The organism is Dysgonomonas sp. PH5-45, assembly GCF_029893235.1.
Taxonomy (GTDB): Bacteria; Bacteroidota; Bacteroidia; order Bacteroidales; family Dysgonomonadaceae; genus UBA1309.
This window is the reverse complement of record NZ_JARXWE010000018.1, coordinates 17,032-36,342: the sequence shown is the minus strand read 5'-3', so window position 1 is coordinate 36,342 and position 19,311 is coordinate 17,032. Positions and strand designations below refer to the sequence as shown.

The 19,311-nt window shown below is 40.7% G+C and carries 19 protein-coding genes; 6 read left to right on the top strand and 13 right to left on the bottom strand.

Going from position 1 to position 19,311, the window contains the following annotated elements:
- Positions 1 to 76 precede the first annotated feature (76 nt).
- The 9 genes from M2132_RS07865 to M2132_RS07825 are packed head-to-tail and all read right to left on the bottom strand — an operon-like array spanning position 77 to position 9,366.
- Complete coding sequence (locus M2132_RS07865) at positions 77 to 1,297, bottom strand: glycosyltransferase (RefSeq protein ID WP_280672798.1); 1,221 nt, start codon at positions 1,295 to 1,297, stop codon at positions 77 to 79.
- Between the two features lie 40 nt (positions 1,298 to 1,337).
- The gene (locus tag M2132_RS07860; RefSeq protein ID WP_280672799.1) at positions 1,338 to 2,234 is read right to left on the bottom strand and encodes a glycosyltransferase; all 897 of its coding nucleotides are present in this window, start codon (positions 2,232 to 2,234) and stop codon (positions 1,338 to 1,340) included.
- Positions 2,235 to 2,248: 14 nt separating this feature from the next.
- A complete protein-coding gene (locus tag M2132_RS07855) occupies positions 2,249 to 2,884 on the bottom strand; it encodes a metallophosphoesterase (protein ID WP_280672800.1) in 636 nt (211 codons plus the stop codon).
- Complete coding sequence (locus M2132_RS07850) at positions 2,881 to 3,681, bottom strand: NAD-dependent epimerase/dehydratase family protein (protein WP_280672801.1); 801 nt, start codon at positions 3,679 to 3,681, stop codon at positions 2,881 to 2,883. The genes M2132_RS07855 and M2132_RS07850 overlap by 4 nt, the downstream gene beginning before the upstream one ends.
- Positions 3,682 to 3,684: 3 nt before the next feature.
- On the bottom strand, positions 3,685 to 4,689 hold the full coding sequence (locus M2132_RS07845; RefSeq protein ID WP_280672802.1) for an ATP-grasp domain-containing protein: 1,005 nt from the start codon (positions 4,687 to 4,689) through the stop codon (positions 3,685 to 3,687).
- A complete protein-coding gene (locus M2132_RS07840) occupies positions 4,686 to 5,801 on the bottom strand; it encodes a DegT/DnrJ/EryC1/StrS aminotransferase family protein (RefSeq protein WP_280672803.1) in 1,116 nt (371 codons plus the stop codon). The genes M2132_RS07845 and M2132_RS07840 overlap by 4 nt, the downstream gene beginning before the upstream one ends.
- Positions 5,798 to 6,622, bottom strand: a complete 825-nt coding sequence (locus M2132_RS07835) for a class I SAM-dependent methyltransferase (RefSeq protein WP_280672804.1) — start codon at positions 6,620 to 6,622, stop codon at positions 5,798 to 5,800. Before M2132_RS07835 ends, M2132_RS07840 begins: the two co-directional genes overlap by 4 nt.
- Before the next feature lie 43 nt (positions 6,623 to 6,665).
- Positions 6,666 to 7,958, bottom strand: a complete 1,293-nt coding sequence (locus tag M2132_RS07830) for an ABC transporter ATP-binding protein (RefSeq protein WP_280672805.1) — start codon at positions 7,956 to 7,958, stop codon at positions 6,666 to 6,668.
- Positions 7,951 to 9,366, bottom strand: a complete 1,416-nt coding sequence (locus M2132_RS07825) for an FkbM family methyltransferase (protein WP_280672806.1) — start codon at positions 9,364 to 9,366, stop codon at positions 7,951 to 7,953. Before M2132_RS07825 ends, M2132_RS07830 begins: the two co-directional genes overlap by 8 nt.
- Positions 9,367 to 9,553: 187 nt before the next feature.
- On the opposite strand from M2132_RS07825, the gene M2132_RS07820 reads away from it, so the two are divergent.
- Positions 9,554 to 10,105, top strand: a complete 552-nt coding sequence (locus tag M2132_RS07820) for an IS1096 element passenger TnpR family protein (RefSeq protein ID WP_280672807.1) — start codon at positions 9,554 to 9,556, stop codon at positions 10,103 to 10,105.
- Positions 10,105 to 11,019 (top strand): tRNA (adenosine(37)-N6)-dimethylallyltransferase MiaA, encoded by a 915-nt coding sequence (gene miaA / locus M2132_RS07815; RefSeq protein ID WP_280672808.1) that lies wholly within the window; start codon positions 10,105 to 10,107, stop codon positions 11,017 to 11,019. Before M2132_RS07820 ends, miaA begins: the two co-directional genes overlap by 1 nt.
- On the opposite strand, the gene M2132_RS07810 is transcribed toward miaA, so the two are convergent.
- The 3 genes from M2132_RS07810 to mtaB are packed head-to-tail and all read right to left on the bottom strand — an operon-like array spanning position 11,012 to position 14,268.
- A complete protein-coding gene (locus M2132_RS07810; protein ID WP_280672809.1) occupies positions 11,012 to 12,037 on the bottom strand; it encodes a glycosyltransferase family 2 protein in 1,026 nt (341 codons plus the stop codon). The genes miaA and M2132_RS07810 overlap by 8 nt on opposite strands.
- Entirely contained in the window at positions 12,034 to 12,933 is a 900-nt protein-coding gene (locus M2132_RS07805) for a lysophospholipid acyltransferase family protein (protein ID WP_280672810.1), read from the bottom strand. The genes M2132_RS07810 and M2132_RS07805 overlap by 4 nt, the downstream gene beginning before the upstream one ends.
- An 18-nt stretch (positions 12,934 to 12,951) precedes the next feature.
- On the bottom strand, positions 12,952 to 14,268 hold the full coding sequence (gene mtaB, locus M2132_RS07800; RefSeq protein WP_280672811.1) for a tRNA (N(6)-L-threonylcarbamoyladenosine(37)-C(2))-methylthiotransferase MtaB: 1,317 nt from the start codon (positions 14,266 to 14,268) through the stop codon (positions 12,952 to 12,954).
- 158 nt (positions 14,269 to 14,426) lie between these two features.
- Between mtaB and M2132_RS07795 the strand changes: the two genes are divergently transcribed.
- The 4 genes from M2132_RS07795 to M2132_RS07780 all read left to right on the top strand — a co-directional run bounded on the left by M2132_RS07795 (position 14,427) and on the right by M2132_RS07780 (position 18,615).
- Positions 14,427 to 16,094, top strand: coding sequence for an AMP-binding protein (locus M2132_RS07795; RefSeq protein ID WP_280672812.1), 1,668 nt, complete (start codon positions 14,427 to 14,429; stop codon positions 16,092 to 16,094).
- A gap of 132 nt (positions 16,095 to 16,226) precedes the next feature.
- Entirely contained in the window at positions 16,227 to 16,439 is a 213-nt protein-coding gene (locus tag M2132_RS07790; protein WP_280672813.1) for a hypothetical protein, read from the top strand.
- A 143-nt stretch (positions 16,440 to 16,582) separates the two neighbouring features.
- Positions 16,583 to 17,449, top strand: coding sequence for an ABC transporter permease (locus M2132_RS07785; protein WP_280672814.1), 867 nt, complete (start codon positions 16,583 to 16,585; stop codon positions 17,447 to 17,449).
- 20 nt (positions 17,450 to 17,469) lie between these two features.
- Positions 17,470 to 18,615 (top strand): glycosyltransferase family 4 protein, encoded by a 1,146-nt coding sequence (locus tag M2132_RS07780; protein ID WP_280672815.1) that lies wholly within the window; start codon positions 17,470 to 17,472, stop codon positions 18,613 to 18,615.
- 38 nt (positions 18,616 to 18,653) lie between these two features.
- Here M2132_RS07780 and nth read toward each other — a convergent pair whose 3' ends face one another.
- A complete protein-coding gene (nth, locus tag M2132_RS07775; protein ID WP_280672816.1) occupies positions 18,654 to 19,295 on the bottom strand; it encodes an endonuclease III in 642 nt (213 codons plus the stop codon).
- Between the last annotated feature and the right edge of the window lie 16 nt (positions 19,296 to 19,311).

Below are 19,311 nucleotides of genomic sequence, written 5' to 3'. Positions count from 1 at the left end.
TATTATTTATAATCGTTTTGTAATAGTTAGACGCATTCCTAAAATACTATATATTTTACTTAGTGATTAAAAAAAATCAATATATATCTTCCAACCTATCTCCCAAGAGTTTGCTCGAAAAATTTTCTTCTACATATTTCCGGGCATTTCGCCCCATTCGTATCCTCTCATCTTTATTTTCTGCCAAATATTTTAATTTCTCAACAAAGCCCTCAAGATCGTACTCATTCACCACGAATCCAGTTTTGCCATCAATTAACCCTTCCGGCATACCTCCCACATTCGAAACTATTACCGGTAATTCCATAGCCTGAGCTTCCTGAATAACCAATCCTTGATTCTCCGCTCGTCCTGTTTTATCATAAATACCCGGAAGCAAAAACACATCCGATTGATTCATTATATCTATAATTTGTTCTTGGGTTTGTCCCCCCATCAATTCCACTCTATCGGTCAACTTATATTCGTTAATCATTTCTGATAGTTGAGGCAAAAGCGCTCCTCGCCCTATAATCTTACACGTAAAAGAAATTTTATTTTCGACTAATAAGCGGCAAATTTCCACTACTAAATCAGGAGCTTTAAATTCAATTAATCGTCCAATAAATATTATCTTCAGAGGTTTGTTCGATGTTGAATCATCTCTATTGGTTGGTTTAAAATTATCTACATTTAAACCAACTGGCAACATTCTTATTTTACTAAGAGGGCAGCCTGTCTTTACTATCAATTTCTTCGAATACTCAGAATTTACTGTAAATATTTCACATTGTTCATACAAATCAATGTAAGTCCCGGGGTATAATTCTTCTATTTGAATATCATATCCGTGAAAAGCTGTCACAAGTTTTGATGTTTTAAATACTCCCCATTTTTTTAGCTTCGCAATTTCTACTCCATTTATCGCAAAATGAACATGTATAATGTCTGCTCTCGATTTTTTTATTTCAGAACCCAGAATAAACATTTTTTTATCAATAGGTAAATGTTTCAAAAACTTTCTTCCAAAAATATATTTTAAAATATTCCACGAGGTATATAAGGAAGAACTCATCAAGTTTATTATTGCCTTTATCAATTTAAATTTCGTGTAAGATAATTCTGAATAGTAAGTCGTTTTTTCTTCCAACTTATATTCTTGAACTATTTTATGATAAGGCGGGCTTGGCTTATGCGTGGCGTATATTGTTATATCATACCCCCGATCTATCATATCTGCTATCTGGTTACAAATAAACGTTTCGGATAACTCAGGGAATCCGCTAACTACATACGCTATCTTTAATTTTTTTTTCATTAATATAGAGATTTACAGCAAAAAAAGCATATACAACATATCACAATGGAAATAGCTTAAATATTATCCAAGGATTATTCACAAAGCATTTATAAAGACAATACATCTTCTTAACAGGAGCTATTTTGAATGACATTTTTTTATATGCCGCAGAATATTCGCTAAAATTTCTCTCCTTAAAAATCTTATAGTTGAACGATTCTCCCATTTTGGAGTGCTTTATAATATAGATTATTTGACGATTCCACGACTCCATTTTTTTCGCCCATTGTAATTTAGGCGTAGATTCCACGACTCCGTGCCCCCCCCTATTATAGACCGATGATACAACCGGATTGTAATGAACCACTCCTTTTGTTGACAATAACACCCACAATATAGTATCTCCGTTTTCTTTCAATCTAAAACAATCTTTAATACATTCTGAACGAAACACAACAGATGCTGTTGGGAATTTTCTCTTTTCGAGTAAATCGAATGTTGATACATTCATTTCCTCCATTACTATATTAAACAGATGAGACGAGTTTTTATTTAAAGGATTAACTACCATTCCGTTTTCAGCTGATAAGACTATATCTGGACGCTGTTCCAACAAATCGACCTGCCGCTGCAACTTGTTGGGGTCTGTCCAATAGTCGTCACCCTCGCACAATGCAATATATTTATATTTGGCGCGAGACAATAGGTTAGTGAAAACCTGAACTCCTTTAGAATACTGATTTTCTTTCTGATAAACAGGCTTTATTATATCTGGATACTTGATTTCATACTCCCTGATAATATCAGCTGTTCCATCAGTCGAGGCATCATCATTAATCAAGACCTCAAAATTAAAATTAGTTTTCTGCATTATGAATCCATCTAAACATTGACGAATAAACGATTCATGATTATATGCCAAACAGCAAATGCTTAAAAGTATATTTTTTCCCATAAAATCAATTCTCCTTAAAGTTTCTTTTTTGACAAATAATACTCAATACAATCCGAAGGATATTTGCAGATTTTCATTTCATTGATTAACTGCTCTATATCATATGTAATAGAACAAGGATCTATGAACTCTTTTTCAGTGTCATAAATCAGAAATTCAATTCTGTTTATATATTTCCTGTTTTGCCCAACACTTCCAGCATTCCATAGCCGAAAACCTCTGTTATCAATATAAAACTGATGATGAGAATGCCCTATTATATAATTTCTGTCTAAAAGCACATTCGTATCGGGATAGATATATTTTTCTGAAATTGTATGTTTTAGCACAGTGCTTCCTATCTGATATTCATTTTTAAATGTTTTGATTTCTTCTAACCGTTTAAATGATGGGAAGCATTGGTCAAAAAAGTTTGTAACTAATTTGTTCGACCCACTATATTTTCCTTCAATAAATGCAACTTCATGATTTCCCATTAAGAGTATAGAATTAGGAAGCGTTAGAGCCAAATCAACACATTCATTGCTCCAAGGCCCATAGTTAACCAAATCGCCCAAGCAGATGAAGTTATCGATATCATCGGCATATTTAAGCATGGCTTCCATCGCCGGAAGATTTCCATGAACATCACTATATACCAAATATCTCATATATTGTCCAGTTGGTTAAAATAATTCAATATATAATCCTCTAATTTAAAATCGACAACGCCCAAATTCTTTATACTTTGAGGAGAAAACTCAGATAATACAATGTTTTTTTCAGCTTCGGGTAGCTCTATATTCTCTATTTTCAATGAGGGAGATACTTTTCTTAAGTAGTCTGCTATATCCTTAAAACTATGTTTATTTAACGACACAATATTTAATATTTTGTCTCTTATATCTGTATAGTTGCCGCAAGCTATTTTATTCAGATACTCTACCGCAGCATCTATCGGCAAAAAATTCCGACACGCTTTTCCTCCATTAATTAAAGATACTTTATTATATATTTTCGCGTCATTTATAAGTTTTGACAATCCATCTTTTTCAGGATTTTCATAAAACAAAGTTGAAAATCTCACTAATACTATTTGCTTCATTTGATGTTTCAGACAATATGTTTCAGACAAATATTTGGAATACGCATACAAAGTCATATCATTAATATCCAAATATTGAGAATCACTCTTCAGATAACTCATGGAACCTATATTAATAAATTTTGCCGTTGGATTTACTTCATATAAGGTATCAACAATGCGTTTTGTTAAATTAAAATTATCTTCAACCGAGGATTCCAAATCATGGGGCGACAGATTTGCTGCATTATGGATTACAACACTAGCACTCTTAAACGCAAACTTCAATTTTGAAGTTGACGTACGTCTTGCTGAAATGGCGCTACATTCATATTTTTTCTGAAAAGCATCAAAAAGGCTTCCTACCCCTGTAAAAAGTATCATGTTTTATATACAGTTAGTCAACATTGCATTGTTTTTCATGTCTTGGACATGCTTATTATCAATTTCCAACTCAGTCCAATAGCGTAATATTGTTTTTTCTTCAATCCGATAACTCGGTTCTATTCCTTCTAATAAATAATCGGCAATCATCTTAGGTTCATTGAAACCACATAGCGTTCTTGCAGCAGTAGTACCAGAGCATCGCGCATTAATCTCAAAAACATAAGGTATTCCATTTTTAAGGCGTAGTTGCACATTACATGCACCGAATGGTTTAATGGCATCTACCACCTTACGAACTTCGGATTCAATTATCGGATTAAGCTCCGAAAAACACTTATATGTGTCCCCGTCCCTCAATATACGACGCATAACAATCACTCCCTTGCAAACATCATTCAGATTAACACTTCCACAAGTATATTCATCTCCTTCAATATATTCTTGAACTATAAACTTTTCCGCATTTGCACCTATGTTTTCAAGAAATTCAACTAAGTCTTTTTCCAAAGAAAACATGTATACGTTTTTAGATCTTGCTCCTCCTAATCGTTGTTTAACTATAATCGGAAATTCTATTTCGTTTTTCACATATTCCCAATCTTTCAAATCAAAAGTTTTAGGCACATTTACCCCAAGTGAAATTAATTCCTTGTAGGTTTCCAGTTTATCATCCGAAATTGTTATTACCTCTGGCCTACTTACAACAACGGTTGTTCCTATTTCGTCAAATTTATGCTTATTTAACGCTAGCGGCATTAATTCGGCATCTAAGCCGGGAAATAACAATTTACAATCATTATTTTTACAAATATCTAATAATTGGGGTATATAATCATGGTTATTTGCATACGGAATTTTATATGATTTTGGCGTTAAATATAATCCTGTTCCCAGTGGTTCTCCATCCAATCCTATCACATTATATCTTGTGTTGTACAACGACTTAATAACACTCAATCCAACACCTCCGCCAACGCCAGTAACAGCGATATTATGATTTTTCATATCCCCCTTATTTTTATCAATTCTACTATTTTACTAACTTCATCCAAGCCCAAATCTTTATATATCGGCAAGCAAATCACTTTGCTTGCTATTTGGGTGGCTATGGGCAAATTCTCCGCCTTGGCCGATGACAACTCCCTGTAGGGCTCAAAATCGCTTATAAGCGGATAGAAATACCGACGACTGAATATATTGTGTTCTTTCAGTTTCTCATACAAATTATCTCTGCTCATTCCATATTTGGCCTCATCGACTAATATAGGCAGATATGAATATCCATGTTTTACATCTGCCATATCATTCAGAAAACGTATGCCAGGAATATCATTCAATAAAGCCCGATATTGCTCTGTTATTTCTTTGCGACGTTCTATAAAACCGTCTACATATTTCAGCTGAAGCAAGCCATAGGCTGCCTGAACTTCGTTCATTTTGGCGTTTATGCCTGGCTCTTCGACTACGGTTTCGCCTCGGAATCCGAAGTTTTTAAGATTATCGAGGTGGTGTTTCATTTCGTCCGAATGGCACACAATGGCACCTCCTTCAATCGTGCTATAAACTTTTGTTGCATGAAAACTTAATATAGATAAATCGCCATAGTTAAGAATTGATATTCCATTCTTTTCCACACCAAAAGCATGAGCGGCATCATATATTACTTTCAGATTATGTTTATCGGCTATTTTTTGTATTTTATCTACTTGACAAGGATTTCCATAAACATGTACAGGCATAATGGCTGTTGTGCGTGGAGTTATGGCTGCTTCTATTTTGTTGGGATCCAAATTTAGGTATTCAGGTTCTATATCAACGAATACCGGTGTAATTTTATTCCACCACAAAGAGTGTGATGTAGCCACAAAACTAAATGGAGTGGTAATTACTTCTCCCTGAATATTAAGAGCCTGTAGTGCAGATATTAAAGCCAATGTCCCGTTCGAGAATAAAGAGATATACTTCACACCTAAATAATCAGCCAGTTCTTTTTCTAACTGTTGGTGTAACGGACCATTGTTGGTAAGCCATTTACTATCCCATATCTTTTCCAGATAAGGAATAAATTCTTCCAATGGGGGAAGACATGGTTGTGTTACATTTATTTTTTTTGTCATTTTTCTACGACATATAAAACTGAGCGTGGATGTATTCCATATTTATGGAATACATCTTGTCCAAAATAATCTATCCCCAACTGATTTACTTTGAAGCCAGTTTCTTCCAATTTTGCGACAAATCCTTTTTTAGAATACATACGAACGTGATCGTTTTGCCCAAAATATTTCCAACGAAGGGCATCAGTATTATATTTTTTATTTTCCTTGTCCTCTTCCAATGTAAGTAGTATAGGTACCATTATTATCCCGAAACCACCTTTTTTAAGAACCCTATAAAGTTCCGACATAGCTTTGCGGTCATCCTCTATATGCTCAAGCACATGCGAACATAAAATTATATCGTATTTATCGTCTTCATAAATATTGAGATCGGTTATATCAAGCTTATCATCAACACCATCCATATACAAGTCCATACTACGATATTTGATGTCGCCTAGCGACTTGATACATAGTTGAGCCAAAGCTTGGTTAGGAGCAACATCCAGAAAAGAATATGTTTTACCTTGTTCTATTTTCTTCTTCAGATAAATGGCATACAGCCTGTTTCGGTCGGAATTACCACAGTGCGGACAGCGATATTGTTTCTTGTTCATTGTTTCAAAATAACCGGAGGGGTATATAAATCCGTGTTTTTCCATCTCTTCGGCATATAAAGCCGGCAATGGCCAGAAATCTACCACTTTATTATTGCAAACCGGACAGCTATACGGGCTACCAGCCAATTGTTCCTGATAAATGCGTTCATCGTATTTCCTCCTTATCGTATCAACAACAAAATAAGGTGCTAAGTTTTTCAATACCTTCCTTAATCTCATATTGTAAATATGTTAAAATAATACATGTATGGTGTTTTTTTCTTTAAATCACAAACTCTATAACCGGAGCCAATATGCCGGGACGAGCCATTTGCCAAGTAAGCGAATCGCTCAAGCCTCCTGCTATATTAAAACTGACAACAGGCGCATCCGAAGCGGGGTCTATAATCCACATTATATAATGCAGACTGATAATGGGTTTAACAAAATATTCGCCTTCGTTAAAGAAACGCTCCGGCAATTTGCCATAAATCACGTTTTCTCCAACTTTAATTTCAGGGCATTTGCTTTCTTGGGCATCGTTATGATAAGCCCAAAACAACAACTGTTCCCTTGCATCGTATACGGCAAAGCCAACACAAAGAGCCGAATTCATTTCTTCTACATCGAAACGAATCTTTACATAGCCCGTGTTGTTGTTCACCATATAGCCTCGTTCCATAAGCGTCTTGTTTTCGTCAACAATAGCGATCTCTTGTATGGCACAATACCTGTTCCAATACTTAGTGCTGTTGTTTATCCAGACAGGAGCTTTTTCGGCATCGCCAAGGCTAAGGTATTTTGCTATTATATCCTGTGTTTGGCCAACGCTGTTGACCGTACCATTCTCCATTAGCATACATTTGCTACACAATGCGCTGACAGAGTTCAATTGGTGGCTCACAAACAAAACCGTACGTTCGCCTCCCTTCGATACATCTTTCATTTTACCGATGGCTTTCTTCTGAAACTCGGCATCGCCCACGGCAAGCACTTCGTCCACTACAAGTATTTCGGGGTCTAAGTGAGCGGCTACGGCAAATCCCAAGCGAACATTCATCCCCGACGAGTAACGCTTTACGGGTGTATCAATATATTTTTCAACTCCGGCAAAGTCGATGATTTCGTCCATCTTACTTTTTATCTCCGTCTTTGTCATCCCCATAATGGCACCGTTCATGTAAACGTTCTGACGGCCTGTCAGCTCTCCATGAAAACCTGTTCCTACTTCGAGCAACGAGGCTATACGCCCTTTGGCTTTTATAACTCCTGTTGTGGGGGCTGTGACCCGCGATAGGATTTTAAGCAAAGTCGATTTGCCGGCTCCATTCTTACCGATAATGCCAAGTACTTCGCCACGCTCTATTTCCAAATTTATATCATGCAATGCCCAAACATAATCGCTATTGGCTTTTTCGCTCCGATTGTTTAGTTCTCCTACCTTCAGGTACGGGTCTTCTTTGCCACGGACCAAGTGCCACCAACGGTTAAGGTCGTGCTGCAAAGTTCCTGTACCAATCGTTCCTAAACGGTATTGTTTAGATACTCCTTCTATTTTTATAGCTATATCAGACATCTTTTCTTATCTTTTTGAAAATCGCATCTCCTTGCAAAGGCTCACCGTTGAAAGCCGAATCCATTTGCTCCAGATTACCTATATACTGAAAACCAAAGCTCTTGATGGTTTCATACATCCCGTCAAACAAGGTTTGCCCTTCATACAGTTCTTTGTACGAGGCTTCGGTTATTATCATTTCCGCATTCCGCACAATTTCGAGACCGCCGTCTATCACTTGCTTTTCAAAGCCTTGCACATCCAGTTTTAGCAAATACGGCTTTTGTATTTTGGTGGCATCAATGCAATCGTCCAAGCGTTTAACATCGACTTCTATCATCTTTTCGTTTTTCGTATACGGGAAGTTCTCCTTATGCAAATCGCCCATTTTCAGCATACTCGACGAATCGGAAAACTCGTTCAGGAAGAACTGCATTTTTCCATTTTCTTCGCCCAAGCCCACGTTGAAGGGAGTGAAGTTCTTATCTTCCGCAAAATTCTCAACCAAAGTTTTGTAAACCACCGGTATAGGCTCGAAAGAATAAATATGCGCATGAGGGAAAAACCTTCTCATCTTACGGCCAAACTGCCCTACATTGGCACCTACATCGACTACCGATTTAAAATCTTCTCTTTGCAGCCATTTGTGTTCGTCAAAAAACAGATTGCAATGAGCCTCAAACCACCTGTTATTATTGATATCCAACACAAAAGTGTCATCTTCTTTTTCTTTGGCTGTTTTCTTTTTTGTCATTCTTTTCAGTTTAGAGATAACTCTCTCTACAAAAGAACGTTTATAAGGCTGAGGGTCGGGAGCGTAAAACCGCTGACCGTATGTTTCTACCCAATAGGCATTCACCAAATTTACCGTATCTTGAGGCACACAAACAATTACTCCGTCAACGATGGTTATGTACGAATCGGGAAATAATTTCTTACACTTTGCAAAAACCTGCTCAAAAGTTGGCCATTGCTCGCTTTTATGAGGATAAGGCAAAGGCCCGAAAAAATGACGGGCTTCGTTTATAAAAATAATTGCGTTCTGGTTGGCCGATATTGCTTCAAGTTCCTCCATCAAAGGACATTCGTTATCCTTTCCGCCTGCAACTTCTTTCCAAAATTTATTATTTTGCCAATAGGCATCTAAAAAAAAGATGCTTCTTCCTTTCAGGCGAGGCATCAGTTTAGAAAGCTCTGTACGGCTATCTCCGGTTATAAGCTCTATATTTGTTTTGCATGCAGGGTTTTCAGACACCAGTTTAACTAAGGTCGGGTTTATTTCGATCGAATAAACATTCTTAAAAATTGTGGCTGCCCAAAAGCTGGTATTTCCCTGCAAAGTACCGGTTTCCACAAAGTTATCTATATCCAAGCTATTTGTTATAGATTGTACCAACTGGCGGGGAATTGAAAAAGAGATTGTTCCCATTAATTTTTTATAATAGTTTTATGTAATAGTTTTAATCTGTCTGTATTATATCATACAATTGACAAAGATACAATATTATGGAGGAAATTAGCACTCCGAATAAAAAAACTTCTTCTTTGTTCTGTCTGAAAAATATATTATTTTTGAATCGGATATAAACCTAACACCGTAAAAAAAACAAATAGTGATGATATTTAGATTTTTAATCCTTTCGGACGAAGTTGACGACTTCCGTCGCGAAATTCAAATAGACTCGGATGCCAGCTTCCTTGATTTGCACAAGGCTATAACCAAATCGGTTGGATATAATGACGGCGAAATGTGCTCGTTCTTTATTTGCAGCGACGATTGGGAAAAAGAAAAGGAAATTACGCTCGTAGAAATGAACACCAGTTCGGACGAAGATTCGTATATCATGGAAGAATGTCATTTAGGCGATTTCTTGGAAGACGAAAAACAAAAACTGATGTACGTATTCGACTATATGACCGAGCGGGCATTCTTCATGGAACTGGCCGAAATCATAACAGGCAAAGACCTTGAACAGGCTGTTTGCACAAAAACCGAAGGCGAAGCCCCTGCCCAGTTTGTCGATTTCGAAACATTCGATGCAGGGATACAGACCATCGAAACCGGAGAAAATTTTTATGGCGACGAAACTTACGACATGGACGAACTCGATGCCGACGGTTTTGACGGCTTAGACAACATGGCTTCGCAACAAGGTGACGATTTTTAATGAAAAAACTGATTGTTCTGCTGGGCCCCACAGGGGTCGGGAAGACCGACCTCAGCCTTAATCTTGCAGAATATTACCGATGTCCTGTCATATCGGCCGACTCGCGCCAATTTTACAAGGGGTTGGAGATAGGAACCGCCGCCCCTACCCCGGAGCAGTTGCGCAAAGTTAAGCATCACTTCGTTGGCTCGCTCAGCGTTGACGACTATTACAGTGCCAGCGAGTTCGAAGCGGAAGCCATCCGCCTGATTGAAGAACTACACCGCCAACATTCACACCTCGTTCTTGCCGGAGGTTCTATGATGTATGTCGATGCCCTCTGCAAAGGTATTGACGATATTCCTACCATCGACGAAAGCTTGCGCAAAGACCTTTACGAACAATACGAGAACAAAGGCTTGGAACACATACGCCAGCAGTTGAAAACACTCGACCCCGCTTTTTACGCACAGGTAGACCTCAAAAACCACAAACGGGTGATTCATGCCCTCGAAGTCTGTTTGATGACAGGTAAACCTTATTCTTCGTTCCGCACAAACAGCGTCAAGGAGCGTCCCTTCCGGATAATCCGCATAGGGCTTACCCGCAACCGCGAAGAACTGTACGGGCGCATAAACCGGCGTGTAGACCAAATGATGCAGGACGGACTTCTGGACGAAGCCAAAAGCCACCTGCCCAATAAACACCTGAACTCGCTAAACACTGTGGGATACAAAGAACTGTTCAAATACTTGGAAGGAGAATGGGAACTGGACTTTGCCATCGAAAAAATAAAACGCAATACCCGTGTTTATGCCCGCAAGCAGTTAACGTGGTTCAAACGGGACGAGAGCATACACTGGTTTAACCTCTCGGAACTGACCGAAGAGCAAGTTTTAAAGCAAATCATCGGGATAGCAGATAGCCCTATCTGAAACGGAGGCTGCTAAACACTTTCCGGCCCTTTGCATAAAAGTTCCACAAAAGGCTTTTGTTGTAGATTGTAGGAATGGTGTGAACGATAGTTTTTGCCAGATTTTGATTTCTGGCTGCCTTGTAATCGGGTTTTATTTTTTTGAAATCTTTTTGGGCTTTCAGTACCGCCTGCGCATTCGCCCTTTTGCCCAACAGCAACATTTGCAAAGCCGCCAACAGGTCTAAGAAACGGCGCATACGCAACACTCCACCAAGAGCATTGTCGGGTAAATTCTTATACAGCATCAACAGATTGTTTCTGAAATTGAGGTAAGTTTTGTGCGGGCTGGTTTCAGAGAGGGTAGCACCCCCAACATGATAAACAACCGACTGCGGCAGGCACATCAAACGTTTGCCTCTTGCATTGAGCCGCCAACAGAGGTCTATTTCCTCCATATGGGCAAAGAACGAAGCATCCAAGCCACCCGCCTCAAAATAATCTTTCAGCCTCACTGCCAAGCATGCACCCGTTGCCCAGAATACATCTATGGGTTGGTCGTATTGGCCGCCATCTTCTTCCAGATTATCGAAGATACGCCCCCGGCAAAACGGATAGCCATACTTATCTATAAATCCGCCCGCAGCTCCGGCATATTCAAAACAATGTTTATTTTTCTGCGCCAATAGCTTGGGTTGCAAGCCTGCCACGTCAGGGTTTTCGTCCAGAAACGAAATGATGGGTTCGAGCCAACCTTCGGTCACCTCTACATCCGAGTTCAACAGCACCACATATTCGGCCTCGACTTGCGCCAGAGATTTGTTGTAACCATCGGCATATCCGTAATTTTCGGGTAGGCAGATAAGCCGCACAGCCGGATAATTTTCACGAACAAAGCTGATGGAATCGTCGGTCGAGCAATTATCGGCCACAACCACTTCGGCGCCCTCTATGCGGGAGAAAGCCACCACCGAAGGCAAAAACTCTTCGAGCAGTTGCCTGCCATTCCAATTCAGTATAACGACCGATATTTTTTTCATTCCTTGTCCACAAAATCCGATTTTTTATACTTCCAGCGTTTGTGCGTCCACAACCAATAGGCAGGATTGCGGAGTATGGTCTGTTCAAAGATACGTATATATTTTTCCGTAATCTGGAATTCGGGGTCTTCTTTGGGTGTTTCGGTTATCAAGTGGTAAGTGCAGTCGTAACGGCCACGCCCCACCTTCTCCATATCGAGATAAATAACGGCAAAGCCCGTTGTTTTGGCAATGCGCTCTACGCCGGTAAACACAGCGGTGTCCTGATTGAGAAACGTTGTCCAATAATGTATATTATTCACCGAGGGGGTTTGGTCGGACATGAAACCTACCACTACTTTTTTGCCCGTTTGCCGCATCTTGACTATGGCGCGCAGGGTGTTGTTCTTGGGTATGTTTAACGCCCCGAAGCGACTTCGTATTTTCAGAAAGATATCATCTACGGCCTTGTTTTTCAACGGACGGTAAATATCGCCTGTACTCACATCGGCATCCATAAGCAAAGTCATTGCCGGAACCCACTCCCAGTTGCCATAATGCCCCAGGTACATAAGCACCGAATTGCCCTTTCGGGTTAGTTCGCGTACCAATTCCGGATTTTTGAAGCGGATACGGCTTTGTATCTCCTTGTCCGAAACATGCAGCAATTTGATGGTTTCTACAAAATAGTCGCAAAAATGATGATAAAAATCCTTCTCTATTTGCATCAAATCCCTGTCCGATTTGTCAGGGAAAGAGTTTCGCAGATTTCCGCGCACTACTTTCCGCCTATAACCAACAATTTTATAGACAACAACATACAGTATATCCGACAAAACATACAGTAACCGAAAAGGCAATACGGCATGAATCATCATCCACGAATACAGTAATCCATATGTCAGTTTTGTAAGCATCGGCTATCCTAATCTGTTTTACTCTTGTTTTGCTTTAAGGGCAACCCCGTCGGAGGAGAAATCGCCTAAAACAAGTGTTTCTATGTTATTTACTTTTGTTTCGTTGTAAGGGGCTTCCACCTTCACATAGTTTTCGGTAAAGCCATACATCTTGTCGCCATGAGGGGTATGTTCAAACAATACCCTGCGTAGGGTTCCCTGTTGCGAACGGTAAAAAGCGTCCGTCTTCCGGTCCGATATATCGAGTAAGGCTTTGCAACGAGCATGCTTCGTCTTGGGGTCTACGGCATAGTCTATTTTCAAGGCCTGTGTTCCCGGACGCTCGGAGTAAGTGAACACATGGAGTTGCGAAACCGGCAAACTGTCAATAAACCGCAAGGCATCTTCAAAATACTGATCGGTTTCGCCTCGGGTTCCCACAATCACATCCACACCTATAAAAGCCTGAGGCATCACTTCCTTAATCTTCTCCACACGGTGGCGGAAGAGGGCCGTATCGTAACGGCGCTTCATGAGCCGCAGCACATCGTCCGACCCCGATTGCAAAGGTATATGAAAATGAGGAGCAAACCGCTTTGAACGGGCCACAAATTCTATAATCTCGTCGGTCAGCAAATTGGGCTCGATAGACGATATACGAAAACGGTCTATGCCCTCAACTTCGTCAAGAGCCTTCACGAGGTCGAAAAACGTTTCGCCCGTTGTATGCCCAAAATCGCCAATATTGACGCCTGTCAGCACTATTTCGCGTCCGCCACCGACTGCCACCTCACGGGCTTGCTTCACCAAACTCTCTATGGTTCCGTTACGGCTACGCCCCCGGGCAAAGGGGATGGTACAATACGAGCAGAAATAGTCGCACCCGTCTTGCACTTTCAGGAAGTAGCGTGTGCGGTCGTCGCACGAACAAGAAGGCACAAACGTTTTTATCTGCGCCGTTTGGGTTGTAAAGGCCGTTCCACGGTCTTTTTTCTTCAAATCGTTCAGATAGCCTACCACATCCATTTTTTGCTCGGCTCCCAACACCACATCTACGCCGTCTATCTTCAGTATATCGTTGGGTTTTAGCTGTGCATAACAGCCCGTTACGATAACAAACGCGCCGGGGTTTTCCTTTATCATCTTCCTGACGGCCTGACGGCATTTCTTATCAGCAAGCTCGGTAACCGAACAGGTATTGATTACGCACACATCGGCAACCTCCCCCCGACGGGCACGGCGTATCCCCAAATCGGACAGTTGCTTGCCAATGGCCGAAGTCTCGGCAAAGTTAAGCTTGCAGCCCAAAGTAAGGTAAGCCGCTTTTTTATTTTCGAATATGGTATTGTCTATCATCCTCTTAATGTATCCCTTCCTTGCGATATACTTTTCGTATCACATCATTGTGGGTGTGCAAAAATACACAAATTGAATCTATTTTAAATATAAAAAGCTTTGCGAATAGCCTAAAAGAACTTATTTTTGCACATATTCACCAAAAACGTGCAATATTTATGATTAAGCAGAATCTTGTAAAGTTGTATGAACACAGTTTCAAAACAAATTGGGACCTACCTTCGTTTACCGACTATTCAGAAAACAATACATTATATTATAGGGATACTGCAACGCAGATAGAAAAACTACACATCTTCTTCGAAAAAACCGGAATAAAAAGAGGCGATAAAATTGCCCTGATAGGCAAAGATAATTCGCTGTGGTGCATTGCATATCTGGCCACGGTAACCTACGGAGCGGTGATTGTACCTATATTACGCGATTTCCACCCCGACAGCATTCAGCATATACTGAACCATTCCGATTCGAAACTTATATTCACAAGTAACCAGATATGGGAAAATCTGGACGATGCGCAATTGCCCCTCATCCGTGGAGCCATATCCATCGAAAACAGAGACTACACGTTCCTGTACCAGAAAAACGGCGAAAACATAAAAGAAATTCTTGACAGCCGCGAAAAACTGCTGACAGAGAAATACCCCCAAGGATATTCGCCCGCCGATGTGAAATATGCCGAGGTAGATAACAGCGAGGTTGTACTGATAAACTACACTTCGGGCACAACAGGTTTCAGCAAAGGCGTTATGCTCACAGCCAACAATCTGGCAGGGAATGTAACCTATGCCGCCACGCTCAATATCTTGAACAGGGGCGAAAACGTACTGTCGTTCCTCCCTTTGGCACACACCTACGGTTGTGCGTTTACCTTCCTGTACGCCCAATCGGCAGGGGCACATACATTTTTACTGACCAAAACGCCATCGCCCAGAATTCTGCTTCAGGCTTTTGCCGATGTAAAACCACACCTCATTGTTACCGTTCCGCTTATCATAGAAAAGATTTACAAAAAAACAATCCTGCCTAAGCTAAGCACACCAACAATGAAGATTGCGATGAATATACCCATCGTAAAACAAAAAATACAGGCAAAGATACGCGAAGGGCTTACCAGTGCGTTGGGCGGGCGGTTCAGCGAAGTAATTATAGGTGGGGCTGCCTTCAATCAGGAGGTGGAGAGTTTTCTGTATCAGATAAAATTCCGGTTCACGGTGGGATATGGCATGACAGAGTGCGCTCCGCTTATCTCGTACGACCATCATTACGACTTTGTGCCTACCTCGTGCGGACAAATACTGAAAGATATAATGGAATTGCGTGTCGACTCGCCCGACCCTTACAACACACTTGGCGAAATACAAGTACGCGGCGAAAACGTGATGGCCGGCTATTACAAAAACGAAGAGGCCACCAAAGCCGCATTCACCAGCGATGGCTGGCTCAAAACGGGCGATTTGGGCACAACCGACAGCAACAACCGCATTTACCTGAGAGGCCGCAGCAAAACCATGATACTGGGGCCAAGCGGGCAAAACATATTTCCGGAAGAGATTGAAGCCAAGATAAACAACATGCCCTACGTTTCGGAAAGCCTTGTCGTTTTGCGCAATAACAAGCTTGTGGCATTGGTATATCCCGACTATGAAGCAATGGACGCCGATGGCATCGACACCGGCGAACTACAAGTAATAATGGATGCAAACAAACAGGAACTCAACAAAATGGTGGCCGGCTACGAAAATATTACGGCAATGAATATTTACCCTACCGAATTTGAGAAAACCCCCAAAAAAAGCATCAAACGATACCTCTATGAGGTGTGATTTGATGAAAATTTGCTTTTATCCATAAAAAAAATGTGATAAGGATATAAAATATCAAAAAAGTATCCTATATTTGCAACGAATTTAATTATTCGAAAACAAGATAACAATTTACTTTAAACTATTGAAAAAATGAAAAAATTAGTTTTATTTGCTGCTGCAATCGTTGCTCTTTCTTTCGCTTCATGCTCTAACAAAGCTAACACAGAAGCTGCTCCTGAAACAGATACAACTGCTGTTGTTGCTGAAGAAGCTCCTGAAGTTGTTGCTCCTGTTGAAGGTGATTCAGTTGCAACTCCTGTTGTTGAAGAAGCTCCTGCTGCTGAAGCTGCTCCTGCACAGTAATAAGCATTTCAAAAAAGAAATAAAAAGATCCGCATGGAAATCCGTGTGGATCTTTTTATTTATGTCCGTATATGTACCCTCCAAATTTCCAAATAAAAGTATTTGTTTATATATTTGTCTGCTCTTAACAAAAACAACCAAACATGGCTATATCTACCGATAACGATAAATGGGATATAATAATAAAACCCAAAACAAAGAAATTTGAACTGAACATAAAAGAAGTATGGGCCTACAAAGACCTCATGATGCTATATGTAAACCGCAATATCACAACAGTATATAAGCAAACTATACTTGGCCCTCTTTGGTTTTTTATCCAGCCCATTTTTTCTACCATAATGTTTATGTTCATTTATGGAGGAATAGCAAAAATACCCACCGACGGAATACCCCAACCCTTGTTTTATATGGCGGGATTGGTTCTTTGGGGATATTTTACCGACTGCCTTAGCGCCAGTTCTTCCACATTTTCGGGGAATGCGAATGTTTTCAGCAAGGTATATTTCCCGAGGCTGGTTGTGCCTTTTTCCAGTGCTATATCCAACCTCTTGAAGTTTGGCATACAGCTTCTGCTTTTTATCTCGATATATACTTACTTTGCCCTAAAGGGAACCTTTGTGAACGTCAACGAATATGCCTTGCTCTTCCCCTTACTTGTAGTGATGCTTGCCGGTATGGGATTAGGCTTGGGTATCATCATATCTTCTCTTACCGTAAAATACAGGGATATAGCCATACTCATAAGCTTTGCCATACAACTATGGCAACTTGCAACACCGATAGCCTACCCTATGTCTGTACTGAAAGAGACATTCCCCAAATTGGCAATATTTATAGAACTGAATCCTCTTTCTTCTATTTTTGAGGCCTTTAAATACGGCGTTCTTGGAGCAGGCGATTTCAGCTGGGGAGGGTTACTATACAGTTTCGTGTTTACCATTGTGGTAATTATAGTTGGTTCTTGGGTATTTAATAAAGTGGAAAAACGCTTTATCGACATCGTTTAAGCCCTGAGGGGAACAACTTCATGAAAATCGCCTACATATCACGATTCGAGTCGATCGACATAAAAAACTGGTCGGGCTCAGAGTTTTACATTGCAAAAGCAATTAGCAATGTAGCCGGAAATCAACTCGAACACATTGCAGGCTTGGAGGAGAGGTTAGATTTATTTACCCGCCTGAAATATCAGGTAAGCATAAAATCGGGTAAGAAGTACCAACTAAACCGGGCTCCCTTCGTAGTAAAACAATATGCACAGCAGGTAAGCCAAAAACTGCAAGGTCTGAATGCCGACATCGTTTTTTCGCCCGGCACTATGCCCATTGCCCATTTAGATTGTAAGCAACCTAAAGTTTTTTACACGGATGCTACTTTCGCGGCCATGATCGACTACTACGATTGGTATAAAAACCTGAGTAAAATCACGATAAAAGAAGGCTTACGGTTAGACCAAAAAGCTGTTGACACATCTTCGCTCGCCATATTTTCGTCCGATTGGGCAGCACAAAGCGCAATAAAAGATTATGGAACTCCCCCCAACAAGGTGCGGGTTGTGCCAATGGGAGCAAATATAGACCACGAGCTTACATTCGACGAAGTAAAGTCGGCCATCAACAACCGGGATTCGTCTGTTTGCAGAATATTATTTATCGGTGTTGATTGGGAACGCAAGGGTGGAGACACCGTATTCCGTACCGTAAAAGAACTGAACCAAGGGGGATTAAATACCGAATTACACATCTTAGGCTTAGACAGCCTGCCCAACGAAGTGGCACAAGCCCCATTCGTCGTAAACCACGGTTTTATAAGCAAAGCGACACCGCAGGGATTAGAACTTTTTGAGAAAACAATACAGAATTGCCACTTCCTGTTTATGCCCTCGCAAGCGGAAGCCTACGGTTTGGTATTTTGCGAAGCCGCGGCATACGGCATACCATCCATTTCGAGCAAAACGGGCGGTATAACTACCATAATCAAAGATAACGTAAACGGCATTACCTTTGCCCCGGAAAGCCCTGTTTCACTTTTTGCGGACTACATCAGTAACACTTTTACCAACACGAAAAGGTATTCCGATTTAGCCCTCTCGGCCTACAACGAATACAAAACCCGCCTTAACTGGGGCGTTGCCGGCAAGCAGATATCCGATTATATGAAAGAATTGCTCTGATGGGGCAAAACAGCATTGCTCTTACACATATTTTTCTTCTACAGCTTATTTGCCGCAAAATACTTGCACCATTGTTTTAGCCCGCATTCTTCGCACTTCGGCTTTCGAGCCACGCATACATACCTGCCATGCAATATGAGCCAATGATGGGCTTTAGATAACAAATCTTGTGGAATATATTTTACAAGCTCGCGCTCTGTTTCTAATGGGGTTTTGGAGTTTGTAGTCAAGCCTATCCTGTTTGCCAACCTGAACACATGTGTATCGACAGGCATGGCAGGCTTATCGAAGGCTACGGCAAGCATCACATTTGCCGTTTTGCGCCCCACGCCGGGTATTGTTTCCAACTCCTCCAATGTATCGGGCACTTTACCGTCAAAATCGGCAACTATCTTTTTGGCCATTCCCAAAAGGTTCTTAGCCTTATTGTTGGGATACGAAACACTCTTTATGAATGTGTATATTTCGTCGGCCGACGATAAGGCCATTACCTCGGGGGTGGGGTAATGCTCAAAAAGCGGAGGGGTAACCATATTCACCCTCTTATCCGTACATTGTGCCGATAAGATTACGGCTATCAGCAAATGAAAAGGGTTATCGTAATGCAACTCCGTTTCGGCAATAGTCATATTGGCTTCAAACCATTTTATAACGCCTTGATATCTTTCTTTTTTTGTCATTTTCCCTTCTTGAATA

Bases quoted from the DNA above. Each gene is read 5' to 3' on its own strand.
- M2132_RS07830 (WP_280672805.1), bottom strand. From the start codon at position 7,958: ATGTCTGATATAGCTATAAAAATAGAAGGAGTATCTAAACAATACCGT.
- M2132_RS07820 (WP_280672807.1), top strand. From the start codon at position 9,554: ATGATATTTAGATTTTTAATCCTTTCGGACGAAGTTGACGACTTCCGT.
- M2132_RS07865 (WP_280672798.1), bottom strand. From the start codon at position 1,297: ATGAAAAAAAAATTAAAGATAGCGTATGTAGTTAGCGGATTCCCTGAG.
- M2132_RS07790 (WP_280672813.1), top strand. From the start codon at position 16,227: ATGAAAAAATTAGTTTTATTTGCTGCTGCAATCGTTGCTCTTTCTTTC.
- nth (WP_280672816.1), bottom strand. From the start codon at position 19,295: ATGACAAAAAAAGAAAGATATCAAGGCGTTATAAAATGGTTTGAAGCC.
- M2132_RS07805 (WP_280672810.1), bottom strand. From the start codon at position 12,933: ATGCTTACAAAACTGACATATGGATTACTGTATTCGTGGATGATGATT.
- M2132_RS07795 (WP_280672812.1), top strand. From the start codon at position 14,427: ATGATTAAGCAGAATCTTGTAAAGTTGTATGAACACAGTTTCAAAACA.
- M2132_RS07855 (WP_280672800.1), bottom strand. From the start codon at position 2,884: ATGAGATATTTGGTATATAGTGATGTTCATGGAAATCTTCCGGCGATG.
- mtaB (WP_280672811.1), bottom strand. From the start codon at position 14,268: ATGATAGACAATACCATATTCGAAAATAAAAAAGCGGCTTACCTTACT.
- M2132_RS07860 (WP_280672799.1), bottom strand. From the start codon at position 2,234: ATGGGAAAAAATATACTTTTAAGCATTTGCTGTTTGGCATATAATCAT.
- M2132_RS07780 (WP_280672815.1), top strand. From the start codon at position 17,470: ATGAAAATCGCCTACATATCACGATTCGAGTCGATCGACATAAAAAAC.
- M2132_RS07785 (WP_280672814.1), top strand. From the start codon at position 16,583: ATGGCTATATCTACCGATAACGATAAATGGGATATAATAATAAAACCC.
- M2132_RS07845 (WP_280672802.1), bottom strand. From the start codon at position 4,689: ATGAAAAATCATAATATCGCTGTTACTGGCGTTGGCGGAGGTGTTGGA.
- M2132_RS07850 (WP_280672801.1), bottom strand. From the start codon at position 3,681: ATGATACTTTTTACAGGGGTAGGAAGCCTTTTTGATGCTTTTCAGAAA.
- miaA (WP_280672808.1), top strand. From the start codon at position 10,105: ATGAAAAAACTGATTGTTCTGCTGGGCCCCACAGGGGTCGGGAAGACC.
- M2132_RS07810 (WP_280672809.1), bottom strand. From the start codon at position 12,037: ATGAAAAAAATATCGGTCGTTATACTGAATTGGAATGGCAGGCAACTG.
- M2132_RS07835 (WP_280672804.1), bottom strand. From the start codon at position 6,622: ATGAGATTAAGGAAGGTATTGAAAAACTTAGCACCTTATTTTGTTGTT.
- M2132_RS07825 (WP_280672806.1), bottom strand. From the start codon at position 9,366: ATGGGAACAATCTCTTTTTCAATTCCCCGCCAGTTGGTACAATCTATA.
- M2132_RS07840 (WP_280672803.1), bottom strand. From the start codon at position 5,801: ATGACAAAAAAAATAAATGTAACACAACCATGTCTTCCCCCATTGGAA.